This is a genomic window from Streptomyces sp. NPDC005866 (genome assembly GCF_040629895.1).
Taxonomy (GTDB): domain Bacteria; phylum Actinomycetota; class Actinomycetes; order Streptomycetales; family Streptomycetaceae; genus Streptomyces.
On record NZ_JBEXWP010000010.1, the window covers coordinates 217,879 to 234,558 of the forward strand.

At 71.0% G+C, this 16,680-nt stretch carries 17 protein-coding genes and 1 pseudogene; 10 read left to right on the forward strand and 8 right to left on the reverse strand.

Annotated elements, in window-relative coordinates; translation table 11 throughout:
* Window positions 1-7 precede the first annotated feature (7 nt).
* The 3 genes from ABZ396_RS17565 to ABZ396_RS17575 are packed head-to-tail and all read right to left on the reverse strand — an operon-like array spanning window position 8 to window position 3,764.
* On the reverse strand, window positions 8-445 hold the full coding sequence (locus ABZ396_RS17565) for a roadblock/LC7 domain-containing protein (protein WP_358921986.1): 438 nt from the start codon (window positions 443-445) through the stop codon (window positions 8-10).
* Window positions 442-2,946 (reverse strand): sensor histidine kinase, encoded by a 2,505-nt coding sequence (locus ABZ396_RS17570; protein ID WP_358921988.1) that lies wholly within the window; start codon window positions 2,944-2,946, stop codon window positions 442-444. The genes ABZ396_RS17565 and ABZ396_RS17570 overlap by 4 nt, the downstream gene beginning before the upstream one ends.
* A 44-nt stretch (window positions 2,947-2,990) precedes the next feature.
* Complete coding sequence (locus ABZ396_RS17575) at window positions 2,991-3,764, reverse strand: MHYT domain-containing protein (protein ID WP_358921990.1); 774 nt, start codon at window positions 3,762-3,764, stop codon at window positions 2,991-2,993.
* Between the two features lie 150 nt (window positions 3,765-3,914).
* Between ABZ396_RS17575 and ABZ396_RS17580 the strand changes: the two genes are divergently transcribed.
* Window positions 3,915-4,514: a methyltransferase domain-containing protein gene (locus ABZ396_RS17580; protein ID WP_358921992.1), complete on the forward strand. Its 600-nt coding sequence runs from the start codon at window positions 3,915-3,917 to the stop codon at window positions 4,512-4,514.
* A gap of 578 nt (window positions 4,515-5,092) precedes the next feature.
* On the opposite strand, the gene ABZ396_RS17585 is transcribed toward ABZ396_RS17580, so the two are convergent.
* The 4 genes from ABZ396_RS17585 to ABZ396_RS17600 form a co-directional block, all read right to left on the reverse strand.
* A complete protein-coding gene (locus ABZ396_RS17585) occupies window positions 5,093-5,332 on the reverse strand; it encodes a hypothetical protein (RefSeq protein ID WP_358921993.1) in 240 nt (79 codons plus the stop codon).
* Between the two features lie 171 nt (window positions 5,333-5,503).
* On the reverse strand, window positions 5,504-5,959 hold the full coding sequence (locus ABZ396_RS17590; protein WP_358921995.1) for a hypothetical protein: 456 nt from the start codon (window positions 5,957-5,959) through the stop codon (window positions 5,504-5,506).
* Window positions 5,956-6,840, reverse strand: coding sequence for a metallophosphoesterase (locus ABZ396_RS17595; RefSeq protein ID WP_358921997.1), 885 nt, complete (start codon window positions 6,838-6,840; stop codon window positions 5,956-5,958). Before ABZ396_RS17595 ends, ABZ396_RS17590 begins: the two co-directional genes overlap by 4 nt.
* A gap of 125 nt (window positions 6,841-6,965) precedes the next feature.
* On the reverse strand, window positions 6,966-7,511 hold the full coding sequence (locus ABZ396_RS17600; RefSeq protein WP_358921999.1) for a cupredoxin family copper-binding protein: 546 nt from the start codon (window positions 7,509-7,511) through the stop codon (window positions 6,966-6,968).
* A 743-nt stretch (window positions 7,512-8,254) separates the two neighbouring features.
* On the opposite strand from ABZ396_RS17600, the gene ABZ396_RS17605 reads away from it, so the two are divergent.
* The 8 genes and pseudogenes from ABZ396_RS17605 (at window position 8,255) to ABZ396_RS17640 (ending at window position 14,701) form a co-directional block, all read left to right on the forward strand.
* Window positions 8,255-8,857, forward strand: coding sequence for a sigma-70 family RNA polymerase sigma factor (locus tag ABZ396_RS17605; RefSeq protein WP_358922001.1), 603 nt, complete (start codon window positions 8,255-8,257; stop codon window positions 8,855-8,857).
* Between the two features lie 25 nt (window positions 8,858-8,882).
* A complete protein-coding gene (locus tag ABZ396_RS17610; RefSeq protein ID WP_358922003.1) occupies window positions 8,883-9,671 on the forward strand; it encodes an anti-sigma factor in 789 nt (262 codons plus the stop codon).
* A 570-nt stretch (window positions 9,672-10,241) separates the two neighbouring features.
* A complete protein-coding gene (locus tag ABZ396_RS17615) occupies window positions 10,242-10,670 on the forward strand; it encodes an ATP-binding protein (protein ID WP_358922005.1) in 429 nt (142 codons plus the stop codon).
* 292 nt (window positions 10,671-10,962) lie between these two features.
* Window positions 10,963-11,379 (forward strand): hypothetical protein, encoded by a 417-nt coding sequence (locus ABZ396_RS17620; protein WP_358922006.1) that lies wholly within the window; start codon window positions 10,963-10,965, stop codon window positions 11,377-11,379.
* Window positions 11,380-11,728: 349 nt separating this feature from the next.
* The gene (locus ABZ396_RS17625) at window positions 11,729-12,016 is read left to right on the forward strand and encodes a hypothetical protein (protein WP_358922008.1); all 288 of its coding nucleotides are present in this window, start codon (window positions 11,729-11,731) and stop codon (window positions 12,014-12,016) included.
* A 177-nt stretch (window positions 12,017-12,193) separates the two neighbouring features.
* Window positions 12,194-13,126 (forward strand): annotated as a pseudogene (locus tag ABZ396_RS17630) (IS5 family transposase).
* Window positions 13,127-13,474: 348 nt separating this feature from the next.
* The gene (locus ABZ396_RS17635; protein ID WP_358922015.1) at window positions 13,475-13,714 is read left to right on the forward strand and encodes a hypothetical protein; all 240 of its coding nucleotides are present in this window, start codon (window positions 13,475-13,477) and stop codon (window positions 13,712-13,714) included.
* 144 nt (window positions 13,715-13,858) lie between these two features.
* Entirely contained in the window at window positions 13,859-14,701 is an 843-nt protein-coding gene (locus ABZ396_RS17640) for a hypothetical protein (RefSeq protein WP_358922010.1), read from the forward strand.
* Window positions 14,702-14,756: 55 nt separating this feature from the next.
* Here ABZ396_RS17640 and ABZ396_RS17645 read toward each other — a convergent pair whose 3' ends face one another.
* The gene (locus ABZ396_RS17645; protein WP_181809683.1) at window positions 14,757-14,939 is read right to left on the reverse strand and encodes a hypothetical protein; all 183 of its coding nucleotides are present in this window, start codon (window positions 14,937-14,939) and stop codon (window positions 14,757-14,759) included.
* 376 nt (window positions 14,940-15,315) lie between these two features.
* On the opposite strand from ABZ396_RS17645, the gene ABZ396_RS17650 reads away from it, so the two are divergent.
* Complete coding sequence (locus ABZ396_RS17650; protein ID WP_358925737.1) at window positions 15,316-16,518, forward strand: lipase; 1,203 nt, start codon at window positions 15,316-15,318, stop codon at window positions 16,516-16,518.
* The last annotated feature ends 162 nt before the right edge of the window (window positions 16,519-16,680 follow it).

Genomic DNA, 16,680 nt, shown 5'->3' on the forward strand with positions numbered 1-16,680 from the left:
TTCCGGCTCATCCGGCGGCGGGCGGCCGGGTGGCGACGCGGGGCGCAGTGTAGAGGTGCTCGCCGACGCGCTTGACCAGGCGTGCCATCTCGTAGGCGACCAGGCCGATGTCGGCGGTGACGTCGGTGAGCACGGCGAGGCAGGAGCCCTCACCGGCGGCGGCAACGAAGAGGAAGGCATCGTCCATCTCGACCATGGTCTGGCGCACCCCGCCCGCTCCGAAGTGCCGTCCCGTTCCCTTGGCGAGGCTGTTGAAGCCGGAGGCGACGGCGGCGAGGTGCTCGGCGTCCTCGCGTCTGAGGCCGGTGGAGGCGCCGACGGCGAGGCCGTCGTTGGACAGCACCACGGCATGCCGTACTTCGTCGACGCGCAGCACCAGGTCGTCCAGCAGCCAGTCGAGTTCGCCGGAGTACCGGTCAGCCCTCATGCTCGGGTCCTGGATCATGCACGGTCTCCTTCGGTGCTGTCGGTGCCCTCTTCGGGTTCCGGGGTGGCTCCGCGGCCGGGCTGCCTGCCGCCGCCGCGCGCCCAGCCGTCGCGGTAGGCCGTCATGCGGTCGCGGACGAGTTCCGGGGTGCGCTCGTCCTGTCGTGGGGCGGGCGCGGGCTCCTCGGTGCGTGGCTCGCGCAGTTGGGGGGCGAGGCTCGCCTGCCGCACCCGGCGTGGGAGGTCGTCGTCGCAGGACGGGGAGTCGGGCGGTGGGCGGTGCGGCCTCAAGGTCGTGACTCCGGGGGGCGGTGGCTCGGGCGCCGGGTGCGGGGAGGGGTGGGCGGTGGTGGCGAGAGCGGGCCGTCCGGCGGGGGCGGCCTGCGGAAGGGCGCCGGGCACGCGCGCGTACTCGCGTTCCGGTGCCTGTTCGGTGCCGGCAGCCGGACGGCCGGCACGTTCCGCCACACCACCGTGCAGCAGGGCCTTCGGCAGCAGGACCACCGCGGTGGTACCGCCGTAGGGGGAGGTACGCAGGTTCACCTTGATGCCGTGGCGGGCCGCGAGTCGGCTGACGACGAAGAGGCCGAGCCGGTCGCTGTCGAACAGATCGAGGGCCTCGGACTGCTCGATGCGCCGGTTGGCCTCAGCGAGAGTCTCCTGGCCCATGCCGAGTCCGCGGTCCTCGACCTCCAGGGCATAGCCGTTCCCGACGGGTTCCCCGGTGACGCGCACGCGCGTGTGGGGCGGCGAGAACTGGGCGGCGTTCTCCACGACCTCGGCGAGCAGATGGGTGAGGTCGGCCACGGCCGCGCCGATGACGGCTGCCTCGGGGAGCTGGCGTACCTCCACGCGCGCGTAGTCCTCGACTTCGGATACGGCGGCCCGTACGACGTTGGTCAGGGAGACCGGCATACGCCAGGCCCGGCCGGGGGCCGCCCCGGAGAGGATGATCAGGCTCTCGGCGTGGCGGCGCATGCGGGTGGTGAGGTGGTCGAGGCGGAAGAGGTCGCTCAGTTCGTTGGGGTCGTCGGAGCGGCGTTCCATGCTGTCCAGCAAACTCAGCTGGCGGTGGACCAGGACCTGGCTGCGGCGGGCGAGGTTGACGAACACGCCCGAGATGCCGCTGGCGAGTTCGGCGCGTTCCACGGCGGCGCGCAGGGCGGCGCGGTGCACGGTGCCGAGGGCCTCCGCGACCTGTCCGGTCTCGTCCTCCGCGGGCGGCCCCGGGGGCGCCTCCGCGCGGATGTCGATCTCCTCGCCGGCCCGCAGTCTGCGCATCGCCTCGGGGAGCTTGTGCCGGGCGATCTCCAGAGCGCTGTTGCGCAGGCTCTCCAGCTCGACCACGAGGCCGCGTCCGATGCGTACGGAGATGACGAGCGAGGCGGCCACGGCGAGGAGCCCGAAGAGGACTGCGGCTCCTGCGGGGGTCAGCAGACCGCGTGCGAACGGATCGGCCCGGCCCGCGACCGTGTGTGCCGTGCCGGTCCCAATGGTCCGCATACCGTCCTGCACGCGCGCGTGAGCGGTGTTCCAGGTCGCTTCCGGGGCCGCGCCGACCGCCTTGGCTCCGGGTGAGCTCGCGAGGATTTCGTCCTCGGCGGTGCCCAGTGCGGTGTAGTCGTCGCCGTCGGCGAGCCGGCGCCAGGCGGTGCGCTGTGTCCCGGGCAGGTCGGCGACTGCCGCGTCGGTGAGGACACGTCGGGTGTCGACGGCGCCGGTGAACAGCCGCAGTCGCTCGCCGTCGAGGCCGCCGGCCAGCCGGGCGCCGGCGAGGAGCGTGTCCTCCTGGGCCAACGCCTCGCCCGCGCGGGCGAATTCGAGCAGCACGCGCGCGTCGGCGCCCATGTCGTCGGCCTGGACGCCGGTGAGGGCGCCGTCCACGGCGAAGGCCATGGCGATGGTCTGCGTGTACCGCCCGTAGGTCTCGTCCCAGCCGGCGCCGCGGTTCCGCACCGCCGTCCGCAGCGTGCGCAGTTGTTGGGCGCCGGTGACGAAGGCCTGGAGGCGCTGGGCGACGCCGGAGGGCAGTTCCTCGCTGTCGGCGACGGTGCTGCCCTTGCCGAGCCGCAGCTCGGCCACGGCCTGGTCAGTACGGGCGCCAAGGCTCTTGAGGTCGCCGGCCTGTTCGGCGGTGGGATCGGTCGCGTACCGGACGGCTGCGGCGCGCTCGGCCTGGAGCGCTGTCACGGCGACGGCGACCGGGGTCCGCAACGCGGCGTCGACGCGCTGGGACTGGCGCAGCCGGGAGACGTCCTGTGCGGTGGTGACCGTGGCGTACGCCCACAGGGCGAGCAGGGACATCACCGGCACCATGAGCGGGCAGACGACCTTGGCCCGCACGGTCCGGGGGCGGATCCGCCAGCTTCCGGTGGGCGCGGGCGCCTTGTCGGCCGCGGTGCCGAGGACGTCGTCGACCGGTTCGTCGGCGGGTGGTCCGGCGTGCGCGCGGCGGCCGCGTGGTGGCCGCGTGGACGGTGTCTCCGGGCCTGCTGTGGGGGTCCTACGGGGTGTACGCATGGCCTCCTCGCTCGGGAGTGGGTCGGGGCGCCGCGGGGGCGCGGTCAGCGCGCGGCGCTCGTGACGGGCGCCTGGGCCGAGGCGGACGCTTCGCGCTCCCCGGCCGTGGGCGAGAGCGCGACGAAGGCCGAGGTGAGGAACAGATAGGACCCGAGGCCGACGGCGAGGGGGAAGATGAACTGCATCGCCGTGGCCCCGGGCAGGGGGGTGCCGGCGGGCGTGACGTGCACGCTGACCGCGAACATCCCGGTGTAGTGCATGCTGCTGACGGCGGCCCCCATGACCAGGGAGGCGACGGTGACCGCGACGGGTGACTTGATGTTGAGCGCAGCCCACAGTGCTGCGGTCGCGGCGGCCACGGCGATGAGCACGGAGAGCCCGACGAGCATCGGGTCGTAGTGCACGTCGCCGTGCAGCCGGACGGCCGCCATGCCGAGGTAGTGCATGCTGGCGACGCCGAGGCCGGTGGTGAGCCCGCCCAGCAGAAGTGCTCGGTTGCGGTCGCGGCTGTAGCCGACGGCGAAGACGCCGACGGTGACCATGATCACGGCGACGAGCAAACTGAGGATGGTCAGCGGCACGTCGTAGCGGATGCTGGTGCCGCTGACGCCGAAGCCGAGCATGGCCACGAAGTGCATGGTCCAGATGCCGGTGCCGATCGCGGAGGCCGCGGTGAGGAGCCAATTGCGGCGCGAGCGGCCGGTGCTGCCGAGCGCGCGGACGGTGCAGCGCAGCCCCAGTGCGGCGCCTATGCAGGCCATGACGTACGACAGCACGGGGGTCAGCCAGCCGAAGGTGGCGTGGTCCAGGTGTCCCATGGCCAAGGGACGCTAGGTGGCACGGGAGCACAAAGGGGGCGCATTTCGAAAGGTGTTCCAATATGACCCGGAGATGTGCCGGAACGATCGCGTCCCGCTCGAACGTGCGCGCTGGTTCGTCCTCCGTGACGGTGAGGGAACATGCGGAACATGAACGACGACCACACGCACGTCCAGAAGTTCTTCACCGCGCGAGCGGCCGACTGGGACAGCAAGTTCCCGGACGACGATCCCGCGTACGCGGCCGCGGTAGGCAAATTGGGGCTGCGCGCGGGTGACCGGGTGCTCGACGCGGGCTGCGGCACTGGGCGCGCCCTGCTGCCGCTGCGCGCGGCCGTGGGGCCCTCGGGCGCGGTTCTCGGGATGGACCTGACCCCGGCGATGCTCCAGGCCGCCGTGCGGGCCGGCCGGCACCGCGAGGGGCGCTTGCTGCTCGCCGACGTCGCCGCGCTGCCGGTGCGCTCGCAGTCTCTCGACGCCGTGTTCGCCGCGGGTCTGATCGCTCACCTGCCCCGGCCCGCCCAGAATCTACGGGAGCTGGCCCGCGTGGTCCGCCCAGGCGGCACGCTCGCCCTGTTCCACCCCATCGGCCGAGCCGCTCTGGCGGCGCGCCAGGGACGGCAGATCACCCCCGACGACCTGCGCGCGGAGCACAACCTCGGCCCGCTGCTGGCCGGTTCGGGCTGGCACATGGCCTCGTACGTGGACGAGGACGCCCGGTTCCTCGCGCTGGCGGTACGCGGCGGCTAGGACCTGTCCGGCCGATCATGTGCGGAGTCAGATGCCGAGGGGCGCCACCGTGGCGGTGCCGAGGAAGACGTAGCCGCGCTTGTGGCGGCGGGTGGCCAAGGCCCGGGCCCGCGTCTTCTCCGGGATGGTGTGCCGGATACCCCGGAGCCGCTGGTAGGAACGGCAGGGACTGTTGCCGTATCCCTGTCTCCGAACTGCTCTTTCGCCCGCTGGCGAGCCGCAACCTGGTGCGCGGACCGTTGATCGCCTCGGCACTGACCATGCTGCTCGACTCGCTGCGTCATGCTGCTCACCTCCCGCAGTCCAGCGATCGTGCTGTTGTCCCTGGTCTTCGGCGTCACATCGGCCGCCACCACGGTCGGAAACCAGACCGCCGTCTGCCCCGCCCGACCAGATCGGCACCGCCTCCGGGCTGTTCCGGACCTTCTGGTACCTCGGAACCATCAGCTCCGCCGTGATCGGCGGCATCGTCTTCCGTGACGGCGCGAGCGACCACGGACTGCACACCCTCGGCCTCGTACTGGTCCTGGCGGGCCTCGCCGCCCTGCTGCTGACCCGTTCTCGACCACCGGTTCCGGTCAGCTCGGGCGGGGGCGGAGCAGGGTGGCCCGTAGGTCGTCATCGGTGACTTGGCCGGCGGGGTGGTCCAGTGTCCAGCGCTGCGCCTCGCCGTCCATGGACAGCACCGCGACGACGGTTTTCAGCTGTGGGCAGCCGGGTCCGGTGCAGGTCAGTTGGCGGATTATGACAGCGGTGTCGTCGTCCAGGCCGAGCAGGGCGCGCACGGCATCCCTCAGTTCGCGGAGGTGTGGGCTCAACCCGGCGATTCCTGGGTGCGGTTCCCGGTGCATGGAGAAACTCCTTGGTGTGTTCGGCGGCGAAGCCGATGTCGCAGGCGCTGCGGCGGGTCGCGCATGGAGGGACCGCCCGTCTGCCTGTTGGAGCGGCAGGGCGTGCGCCTGCGCTGTCGGCGGCTTCCCGCTGGTCGTTCAGTTGGGTGGTGTGCGGGTGCTGGGCCGGTTCCAGGTGGGTGTCCTGATGGGCGGACGGACAGCGCGGTGTTGTCTGGTCACGGTTATCTGCCAGATCGCGAGGAGCATCAGCGTGCCGGTTTCGGCGAAGAGGCTGAGAACGGCTTGTGGCGCGGGCTGCAGACCGTGCTCGGTGAATCCGAACACGCCAACGGTGCGCGAAGCGGTGAAGCCGCCGAGGGCGCCGAGCGCGACGCCCGCCACGGCGGTTCTCAGCAGGAGGGGTGGCGTCCCCATCAGCAGGAGGGCGCCGAGGGCGAAGGAGGCGCTCGCCTGGAGCAGGAACAGGGGGCCGATGATGTTGACGAAGCGGTACTCGTCGACGTAGAGCCGGGCGTGGATGTATCCGCCGGTGGCGAGGGTGGCGGCGGTCGCCGACCGCAGGGTGAGGGCGAGGAGCCCTTGGCTGTTCATGCCAGCCTCTGATCCTTGATGGCCAGTTCGCGATCGCCCTGGCGGTAGCCGACGCTGCGGATGCCCAGTGCGTCTTTGAGCTGCCGGGCGGGGACGACCTGCGGGGTGGGGGCCGGGGCGCGGCCCGGTTTGGGCAGGGGGTAGGCGGTGGTGGTGGCGGAGTGGAAGGTGATATTGCCCTCCGTCTTGCTGAACAACTGATGGACGTGTCCGTTGAGACAGGTGACGGAGGAGAAGCGGCGCAGCAGTGCGATGACCTTCAACGCGTCGTCCGTACTCCAGCCCCACTGGGGGTACATGGCGAACAGCGGGATGTGGCTGAAGACCACGACGGGGGTGTCCGACGACAGTCCCGCGAGATCCTTGCGGACGAAATCGACCTGCTCGTTGCCGAGGTGGCCGAGCTTCTCCAGACTCAGGGTGTTGACCAGGGCGATGAAGTGCACGCCGTGGGTGTCGAAGCTGTACCAGCCGTCGCCGAGCGTGCCCCTGCCGAAGGTCTGCCGGTAGGCGCGGCCTGCGTCGCCGATGGAGTCGTGCTCGCCGGGTACGGTGAGGACACGGTCTGTCCTCATACTGGTCATCATCTGCTTGACCTGGTCGAACTGTCCGGCCGTGGACAGGTGGGTCAGATCGCCGCTGTGCATGACGAAGTCAGGTCTGAATCCGAGCGAGTTGACCTGGTTGATGGCTTCGGTGAAGGAGCCGGCCACGTCCGTGTTCGCCGGGCCCTGGAACCCGATGTGGCTGTCGGAGACCTGCACGAACCGCAGTGCGCCGCTTCCCGTTGCGGCGGCCTCGACGGCCCCGGCGGCCCCGGCGTGGGTGTCCCGGGAGTCGGCGATGTGGCTGATCACCTCTCCACTGGCCACGGTCAGCACCACGGCTCCTCCGAACCACCCTGCATGTCGGAGTAGTTGGCGTCGGCTCATACCGTGCCCCGGGGCCGGGTCGGGCTGAGCGTCATCGCCGACCGGTGCTGCCTCGTGACTGTTGTGGTATGCGGTCATTGGGTCACCTCCACGGTGGCGGTCATGAACGGGTGGATGGTGCAGAAGTAGGCGTAGGTGCCGGGCTTGGTGAACGTGTAGCGGTAGGTGGCGTGCGTGTTCAGGGCGGCCGAGTGCAGCGGGCCTCCCGATCCGGCGCTGGTGACGGTGTGGGCGTCGGTGTCCTGATTGGTCCAGGTCACCGTCGTGCCCGCTTTGACCTTCAGCGTGGCCGGGGAGAATGCGAAGTTCTTGATCGCCACGGCCTTCCCGGTCACCGGCGCCGTCGGCGTCCCCGCGCTCGGGGGGCTCATGGGCATGCTCATGCCGGGCGTGGGCGAGGCGCCGTGGGCGGAACCCGCCGTGTTCCCCGGCCCTGCGGCGCCGGACATCCCGGCCAGCTGGTGCTGGCCCGGACCGGGCGTGCCGGCACCGGCTCCGGTGGACGAGGAATGCGACGAATGGCCGCACGCGCTGAGGAGCCCCACCGCGACGGCGGTGGCGACGGCCAGCCCGGCCGCGGCGCGTGATCGCCGACATGGTGTGCGCAGGTTCAGGTACATATGTCCGTTCCTCACTGATCAGGCGGAGAGGGGGCTGCACCGACTGGGCACAAGCCACCGCAGCCATGTGCGGCGGAGGCCGTGCTCATGGCCGAGTGCATCTGAGGGACCGTGCGAACGCGGGCTGGTGCTGCCTGGCCCCGGCCGCTCGCCTCGACGTGCCCCGCGCTGCGCATCCGCGTTTGCGCTGCGAAGTGGGGGGCTACACAAGGCAGTTCCCCATCCGGCGGCCGCGTGAGACGCATCGCAGGTCGACGATGCCCATGCGGGTGGTGCGTTCGCTGGGCGGGACAGTTCTGCTCCGGTGGTCGCGCAGAGCCCTCGATCGCCGTACGCGTCGAGCGCTCCGCAGAGCGGCAGGGGCCGGGACCGCACAGAGGAGCCGACTTCGACGCGCAGGGCCGGGGCGCGTGTGCCCGGCGCCAGGAGCACGCAGGCGTGATGCATTTCGTTCACCTCTGACCCGTCCTTCCTTGAGGAATAGATGAGGAATTGCCGCGTAAGTCCACTCATGTCCGGCTCCACGGACGGCAGGGGCCCGACGGTTCGACGGATGGGCATTTTTTGTGAGACTTCTTGCTGGCCGCCGCAGCTCGACCGCCTCCTGCGGGTGCTCCCCGCGCATGGTCTCGGCCGTGTCGTGAGATCCGGGCAGAGTGCCGGCCTGCGGCACTCACAGCCCGCCACCCAGACTAGACTGTGCGTTACAGGACAAAGCAGCCCGTATGCGTAATGATCGGCTTATGCCCTGGAGTTCCCGAAAACGTGGTCCCCGGACCGATCCGGATCGGTCCCTGCACCGTGTCTCTGGTAAAGGGACCCTTTCGACCGCGGACGAGGAACTGCTGCGCACTCTGTATGCGGAGCACGCACGGCCCCTGTTCCACTACGTGCTGCGACTGACCTCAGGAGACTGGCAATGGGCGGAGGATGTGGTGCAGGAGACGCTGCTGCGAGCGTGGCAGCACCCTGCCGCGTTCGAGCCCGCACGCGGCCCGGCCCGGGCATGGCTGTGTACGGTCGCCCGGCACCTGGTCATCGATGCCCACCGGGCCCGGCAGGCCAGGCCGGCCGAGGCCGGCGGCGAGGCGCTGGAGCGAGCCGCCGAGCAGGCGCAGGGCGAGGACGGGATCGAGCAGGCGCTGCAGAGCTGGGCGATTGCCGACGCCATCCGGACGCTGCCCCCGGACCACCGAGCGGTCCTGCTGGAGACCTACTACCGAGGCCGGACCATGGCAGAGGCCGCACAGGTGTTGGGCATTCCGCTGGGCACCGTGAAGTCGCGGACGTACTACGCCCTCCACGCCCTGCGGCTGGCGCTGGAGGAACGGGGAATCGAGCCATGACCATGGCGTGCAGGAGGTGGCGACCATGAGTACGGAGCGCGACCCACTCCGGCTGGCCCTGGGAGGATACGTCCTGGGCACGCTGCCCCCGGGGGAAATGGAACAGGTGCGCGTCCACCTCGCGGAGTGTGCCGAGTGCCGGGCCGAACACGCCCAGCTGGCGGGACTGCCCGCGCTGCTGGCGACAGTGACCGCAGCCGAGGCCGCGGGCGAGACGGTGCCGACGGCCGATGGGGAACTGGCCGAGCGGCTGGTGGCACGGGCAGCCGAGAGCACGCAGGGCTCCTCGTTCGCAGGACCCGCCATGCCTGTGATGCAGGAGGCGCCGCGGGCAGGTCATCTGGACAGGCTGCTCCAGCAGGCTGCGGCCCGGCGCCGCAAAACATGGCGTCTGCAGCTGGCCGGCGCCGCCGCCTACCTGATGTTCCTCGCAGCAGCGGTCGGCGGCACATGGCTGGCGACTGTCGGCACTGTGGGCAGTCAGGCGACGCCGCCCGCGCCGACCGCGCCGACCCCCCTGCGCACTTTCTCCGGAAGTGATCCCGCCACCGGCGTCACCGCCTCGGTCAAGGTCTCGCCCTCTGCCTGGGGCAGCGTTCTGCAGGTCTCGGCCAAGGGGGCGCCCGCCGGAATCACCTGTCGGCTGCAGGCGGTCGGGCCAGGCGGAACCAGGGCGGACGGCGCGACCTGGCGAGCAGGCACATACCCGGCCGGCAGCACGATCCAGGGGACGGTTGCCATGCCTCCGGGAGCCATCGACCACTTTGAGATCCTCGCAGGCAACGGTCAGAAGCTGGTCACGATCCGGGCCTGAGGCGAGGGGAGCCCGCCCGACAGTGCGTCGGGCGGGCTCCTGGCGCACCCGCCGACTCCTGGGCTCCGGCCGCTCCCGTCACGCGGCTGCCACAGCGGTGGCAGGCACGGCGATGTGGGGGCCGGCGGCATGCACCTCAACCTCCACCGGAAGTGGCCAAAGCCGGTGCCCCGGTCCTTCTCCCGGCGCGCCGACAGTTCCCGGCATCCGGTCGCCCTCACCGCCGACTCCCGCGAACCGGCCCAACCCTCAGCCGACTTGATGCGTGTGTGCACGACGGGTCGTGCTCACCCCCTCCGGGTGGCCATCGCCACCCCTGGGCTTACAAGGGCCCGGCCGAGATGCTCCCCGTTCCTCGGCAAGCAGAGCTCAGTCGGGCCACTGGCATTGACCTGTCCCAAAAAGAAGGTGGACAAAAGGCGCGGGCAGCTCGAACCGTTCGGCATGCGTCGCCCGTGGAACTGAATGAGCGCGCCCATGCACAGGATCCGGTCCAGTGACCGCCCCTCCAAGTCGTAGGCGGCCTCCCACGTTCCAGCTTCCGCACATCGACAGAAGAGCCAGAAGACCATGTCTGTGACCGATTCGCCCCACCCGAGTGCACTCCTCTGCCAGCCTTACCGCCACGAGGCGCTGCTCACCCTGCCCGCGCAGGAGGCGCACGTCTCCGCCGCTCGTCACTTCGCGGCCGATCTGCTGGAGACTTGGAGTGTTCCCGCGAGCGAGCGGGACTCCGCTGTTCTCATCGTGGACGAACTCGCCTCCAACGCCGCCCAGTACGGCCGCGAGCGCATGACCGTGCTGCTCGTCCTCGACCGCGGCACTCTGCACATCGTGGTTAGTGACTCCGGCATGGCGGTGGATCGCCGTCGCCCCGACATCGCCCCGGACGAACACGGCCGCGGCACCGGCATCGTGCAGTGTCTCGCCCAGTCGACCGAGGTCCACCAGTCGCGCGGCGGCCGCGAAGTCCGCGCCTGCCTGAGGTGCTCGGCATGACCGCCCCGGGCGTTCCGCACAGGCGGCAGCCCCTGGCCGGCGTCGGCACCACGGCGCGGCGACGGTTCACCGGGAGCGACTACGGCCCCGGGTCACCCGGCGGCCCCACCGAGTGGTACTTCACGACGCACAGGCCATGCCCCATCGACGGCTGTGCCGGACGGCCCCAGGTGTCCGTACGGTCCGCGGCAGACCCACCTGCCGTCGATCACGACGCCCGCGAAGCCGAGCACGACGCGGTGCTGTGTACCACCTGCGGCGCCGGCCCTTGCGTACCAGCGGGGGTGCGAGCGTGAACGTCAGCCCCGACAGCGGCGAGGACACCGGCGCACCGCCCCCGCACGAGGCGTACGTGAACGCGCCCAACCTGCACCGCGAAATGCACCAGGTGCTCGCCCTCGGGGCCGAACGCGACGGCCGCCAGGCCAGGCCCGTCACTCGCCCGCCGGTCGACCCGGCGGCCGCCGAACGCGCCTGGCTGCTGCGTCGCGCCGCCCTCATGGACCGGATGGCCCTGGGCGACCCCGGCCCCGGCCCTATCGACGCCGCCGCGCAAACCGCCGAACAACTCCTGCTGTACGACCGCCGTCATCCCCACCTGGCGGCCGGCTCGCACCACCCCGACGCAATCACGCCCGTCCCCAGCCGCCGCCTCTATGTCCGCCAGGAATACGCCGCCTGGACGGCCTCCGGACGCCCCGGCGCCTGAACCGCCCTCGACCCGACGCAGTCGGCGCAGATCCAGATGTCGGGGCCGGTGCCAGGCGGCCTTCGTCGCTGAGCGGCGGCAGCACCGCAGGTCTCTACCCTCCAAGTTACAACCTCCTGCAGTAAGTTGGACGCCGGGGTGATGGCGATGACGCTGCAGATCTCGCTCCCGCACAGCTGCCGGGAACCGGGCCCCTTGGAGACGGCCAAAGTCGCAAGGCCATCCCCTACAACGGTCAGCCCACGATCGCCCGGACAAGTCCTAGGGGGCGTATCGAGTCCTGATCAAACTGCCTGCTGCGTAAGCCGGTTGCGGCCGCCTGCGTCGACTCGCATGAGATCATCCCTCCATGAGCAGCGATCTGGAAGTAAGTGCTCTGGCGATCAACGTCGTGATCCCGCAGGCGCTCCGCTGGACGGATACTCGACGCGGTGAAGCGTTCACGCTGACCACACTCAACATCAGGCTTCTCCCGGACGGTCACCTCGCCGTGAAGGCTTATGGCAGACCAGTAGGTGGTGGTCGGGGCGCATACGTCTCGTTCCCTGTGCCCGATAAACCCGAACTGGCGGCCCTGGTCTCCGATGCTGCCAGCCGTGCCGGGGTGTTGTGGGCCGCCCATCGTGGTCTCGGCTGATCTTGGGGCGCATATTGGGCCGTGATCAATCTGCGGGAATCGCCCTCGTGGCGGCGGCTGCACCGGTAGATCTTCTTGCGTGACGCGAGTGCAACTGACTGACGAGGAATGGGAGTTCATCTAGGACTTGTCCGGCCGATCATGTGACTGTCTGCGGTCCGGATCGTTGATGCGGTCATGGGGCGGGGTGATCTGACGGATGCGGAGTGGGACCGACTGCGGCCGTTGTTGCCGGTCAGCAACGGGCGTTGTGGCCGGTGGCGGGATCACCGGCAGGTGATCGACGGGATCCTTCACCGGGTGCGGACCGGGGTGCAGTGGCGGAATCTCCCGGAGCGGTTCGGGCCGTGGAAGACGGTCTGTGAACGCCACCGGCTGTGGTCGGCCGACGGCACCTGGGAACGCCTGCTGCAGCAGGTCCAGGCCGCGGCCGATGCTGCCGGCGAGATCGACTGGGACATCGCCGTGGACTCCACCATCGTGCGGGCCCATCAGCACGCGGCCGGTGCCCGCACCGAACCACCCCCCGCGCCCGCCTCAAAGGAGGCCGGGGCAGCAGAACATCAGGGCGAAACACCGTGGCAGAGCCTCCTCGCCCGCCTGGTCGAGGTGGTGCAGAAGGTGAGGGACTCGGCCGTTCGCGCGGCGGGTTCACCAGCAAGCTCCACCTGAGCTCCGACGGCCGGTGCCGCCCGCTGTCCCTGGTCGTCACCGGCGGACAGCGGGCGGACTGCTCCCAGTTCACGACCGTGCTGGAAAAGATCCGTGTCCCACGCACCGGACCGGGCCGGCCACGCACGAAGCCCGACAGCCTCACCGCCGACAAGCCATACAGCAACAGTCCCTGCCGCTCCTACCTGCGGCTCCGGGGCATCCGGCACACCATCCCGGAGAAGACTGACAGCCAGGCCGCCCGCCTGCGCAAAGGCTCACGCGGCGGACGGCCATGCGGCTTCGGACGAAGAACGGTACAAGAAACGCAACACCGTTGAGCGGGCGATCAACAGGCTCAAGCAGTCCCGGGCCCTGGCCACCCGCTACCACAAGCGCGGCTACGTCTTCCTCGGCACCGCCACCGCGGCGGCCCTCGTCATCTGGCTCCGCACATGATCGGCCGGACAAGTCCTAGCCGGCGACCGCCCGGGGTCGCCTCCGTGAACACCAGCAGCGAGACCAGGCCCGGCCGTACTGCGCCGGCGGCTGACCTTCCTGGAGGCGCCCTCCGGCTTCTTCTACGACGGCGACCGGCCCGGCTGCGCGCCACCGTCGCCTCGCTTGCGGCCGGGGGCGGGCTGAGGCGTTCCGACGGCGCCCTCTTCTGTTGCCGGGACTTCAACTCTAGGTTCGGTAGTGGACAACGAGTGTTCGCAAGCGACAGCCGACAGGGGGAAGGTGGCCGACGTGTTCGACCGGGTTCGCAAGTACGCAGACAGATTTCGTGGCAGCGGGGGCGCCGAGGTGCCGGAGCGACGTGAGAGGCGTGCGCACAACTTGTTCGAGGCAGCGGCCGCCTATGTCACGGCCCGCGCGGAGGACGACCAGGACCGGATCGAGGAGGCGGCGGGCTGGGTGTCGCCGGAGGCGCTGTCGTTCGGGGTGAGCGAACTGGCCTGCCGTGCCGTCGTCGCGCTGGCGAGGGAGCGCGGCGAGCCGCCGCAGACGGTGGCGCGCGACCTCCTCGGCCTGCCGGTCGCCTGAAGCATCGCTCCGGGCGAGGTCGTTTCGTCCCGTCCCGGTGGAAAACTGCAGCTCCGCGTGTGGTGGCCGGTCGTGACAGTCGTGACAACAGCCTTCCGCTCGCACTAAGGTGCGCGCCGTTGGACGAACGACTGGGAGGCAGGCATGGCCGGGACGGACGAGGAGGCCCTCGCCGCCGCGGACGAGGCGCTGTACGTGCTCACAGCGGTGCTGCTGACGCCGGCGCAGTTCCCGAGCGTGCTGGGCGACGACTACCCGGAGGCCTGCGCGGCACTGGAGCTGGCGCCGCGCGCCGACGGCTACGGCCTGGTGCTCGGCCAGGACGGCGGCGGGGCACGCTGGACGGTCGTCGTCGACGACGTCTCGCTGGTCGCCGTCGCGATCGCGTCCTGGGACTGCGGCATGGAGCACGACCTCTCCCCGGACGAGCGCACGGTGGTCGCCGCCCTGCCCGGCTGGCCGCTCGCGGTCGCCGTGGCGGCCCCGAACGTGCCCGCACCGCACGACCCCGGCCCCGAGATGGCGGACCGTGTCCCGCTGACCCCGCCGGACACCAGCTTTTGGGGCCCGGCGCAGCGACGGCTGGGTGCGGACGAGATCGCCCTTCAGTGGGCGGTCTGGCGGGAGCAGATCGGCGACGACCACTTCCCGGCACCGGCGCACGAGACCGCGGAAGCCGCTGAGAAGGCCCCCGAGGACGGGGAGGCGGCCCCGAAGGGTCACCGCGGGATCCGGCGCGTCCTGGCCGAGGCGCGGGCCTACGTGGACACGCCTCCGCCCCTGGGCCGAGTCCGCTCGTCGTTCGCCCCGGGCGACGCCCGTACGCTGCGCGCCGACGGGCCCGGCTGGTCGATGGTGGCCCGCACCGACGATATCGCCTTCGTGCTCCTCGACGAGGAACCCGGCGAGGTTCTGCCCGTCGGCCGGGGCCCCGAGCTCCCCGGCCTCCTCGAGGCCCTCGACAAGATGGCCGTACGGCCCCTGTGAGGCGCCCGAGAGGCCGCGCCCCCGCGGCGGGGGCGCTGCCTCTCGGGCGGGCGGCTCAGCGGCCGATCTCCTTGCGTGTCACCCGGCGCAGCCTGCGCCGCTGCGAGGGGTCGAGGGTGAGGTAGGCGGCCACCGGGACGCCGACCACGATCAGGAACGTCACCCACCAGGGCAGCCATATCAGCAGGATGAGCCCGACCGCCACACCTCCTGCGGCGATCTTCGCGTTCTTCGACATCAGCGTCGCCTCCTTCGCGGCCACTGCCGCTCTCTGATCTGAAAACGGGCCCGCGCCTCCCGCGGTTCCGGACCGCGACCCTGAGACATCCCTGACGAGCGACCCCTACTGGTCCCTGAGATCGAGTCGAACAGGTTGTGAAGCCGTCCCGCTCTCAGCGTAGCCACTCCCGGACGACTGTCGGGACGGCTGTTCCCCGGTTGCCGGCCCTGCGGACGACGATTGCCGGTCCTGGGGAAAACCCCACTCGCACAGGCCGGTTAGCCGGATGGTCGGTGGCACCGGGGATTCGTACGGTCACGCTATGAAGCGAATGAGCAGGATACTGGTGGTTTCCGCGGTGTCGCTGGCGCTGACTGCGAGCAGCGTGACAGCCGTGACCGCACAGGGATCGGGCGCAGCGCGGGCCGCCGCCGCCACGCCGACGAGGGCCGGGGTGGACGTCTCGCGAGGCGACCTCGTGTCCGTCGAGCACCTGAGGACGCTGACCGCCCGGCAAGTCGCAGCCGAACTGGCGGGGGACGAGGAGGGGGCCTGGGACACCGGCGTCGTCCGCTACGGCCTCGACACCTTCCGGATCGTGTACCGCACGGTGGACCCCGACGGCCGGCGCACGATCGCGAGCGGACTGCTGGCCTTGCCGCGCAACGACGAACGGCGTCTGCGCATCGTGTCGTTCAGCCACGGCACCGAACTGTTCAAGGGCGATGTCGCCTCCGTCTCGGCGGATGTCTGGGGCCAGGCCGCAGCCCTGACCTACGCCGCGGCCGGCTTCGCCGCTGTGCTCCCCGACTACCTCGGTCTGGGCCTGGGTCCCGGCCCCCACCCCTGGATGGACGTGCCCTCGGAGACGACGGCCGCCCTGGACATGCTGCGGGCGTCCCGCACCGCCGTGACCGCACGGGGACGTGGACTTCGGCACGACGTACTGGTCACCGGGTTCTCCCAGGGCGCTTCGGCGGCACTGGGACTGGCCAGGTCGCTGCAGGAGGGGGACAACGGATGGTTCCGGCTGCGCGCGGTGGCACCCGTCAGCGGCGCATACGCCTTCCGAGCCGCGGAACTTCCCGCGCTGCTGGCGGGGCGGACGGAGCCCAAGGCTAGCGTGATCTACACGGCGCTGGCCCTGGTCGCCTTCAACCGCCTGCACCATCTGTACGACACGCCGGCCGAGGTGTTCCGCGAGCCGTACGACCGCACGATCGAAGGCCTGCTGGATGGCACGCACACCGGTCAGGAGGTCGTGGCCGGCACCCCGGACTCCCTGGACGGGCTCCTCACCCGCCGGGGCCGGGAGATGCTGGCCCACCCCGCCCGGGGACTGGCCACGGCCCTGCGGATCACCGACGGCGTCTGCACCGACTGGACGCCGAAGGCTCCGATCCGGCTCTACTACGCCGAGGGGGACGAGCAGGCCGTCAACGCGAACACGGCCCGCTGCCACGCCGCCCTGCGCGCCCACGGCGTCGACGCCCCGGTGGTCGACCTCGGTACGCCGGACTACGGCGGCTCCCGCCATCTGGGCTCCCAGCAGGCGGGAACCGCCGCCGTGGTGCGGTGGTTCCGGTCCCTGGGCTGAACGGGACCTACTGGATTCTCCGTACCGGCGGAGCGCCCGGCGGACAGGTGACGCACCGGAACCTGACAGTCCGCCGTCCTACGGCCGAGATCAGACGACCCGCCGAGCGGCTGTCGCCCGCCCTTCACCAACTGGTCGACCGGCGTTCGGTGCGGGGCCCAA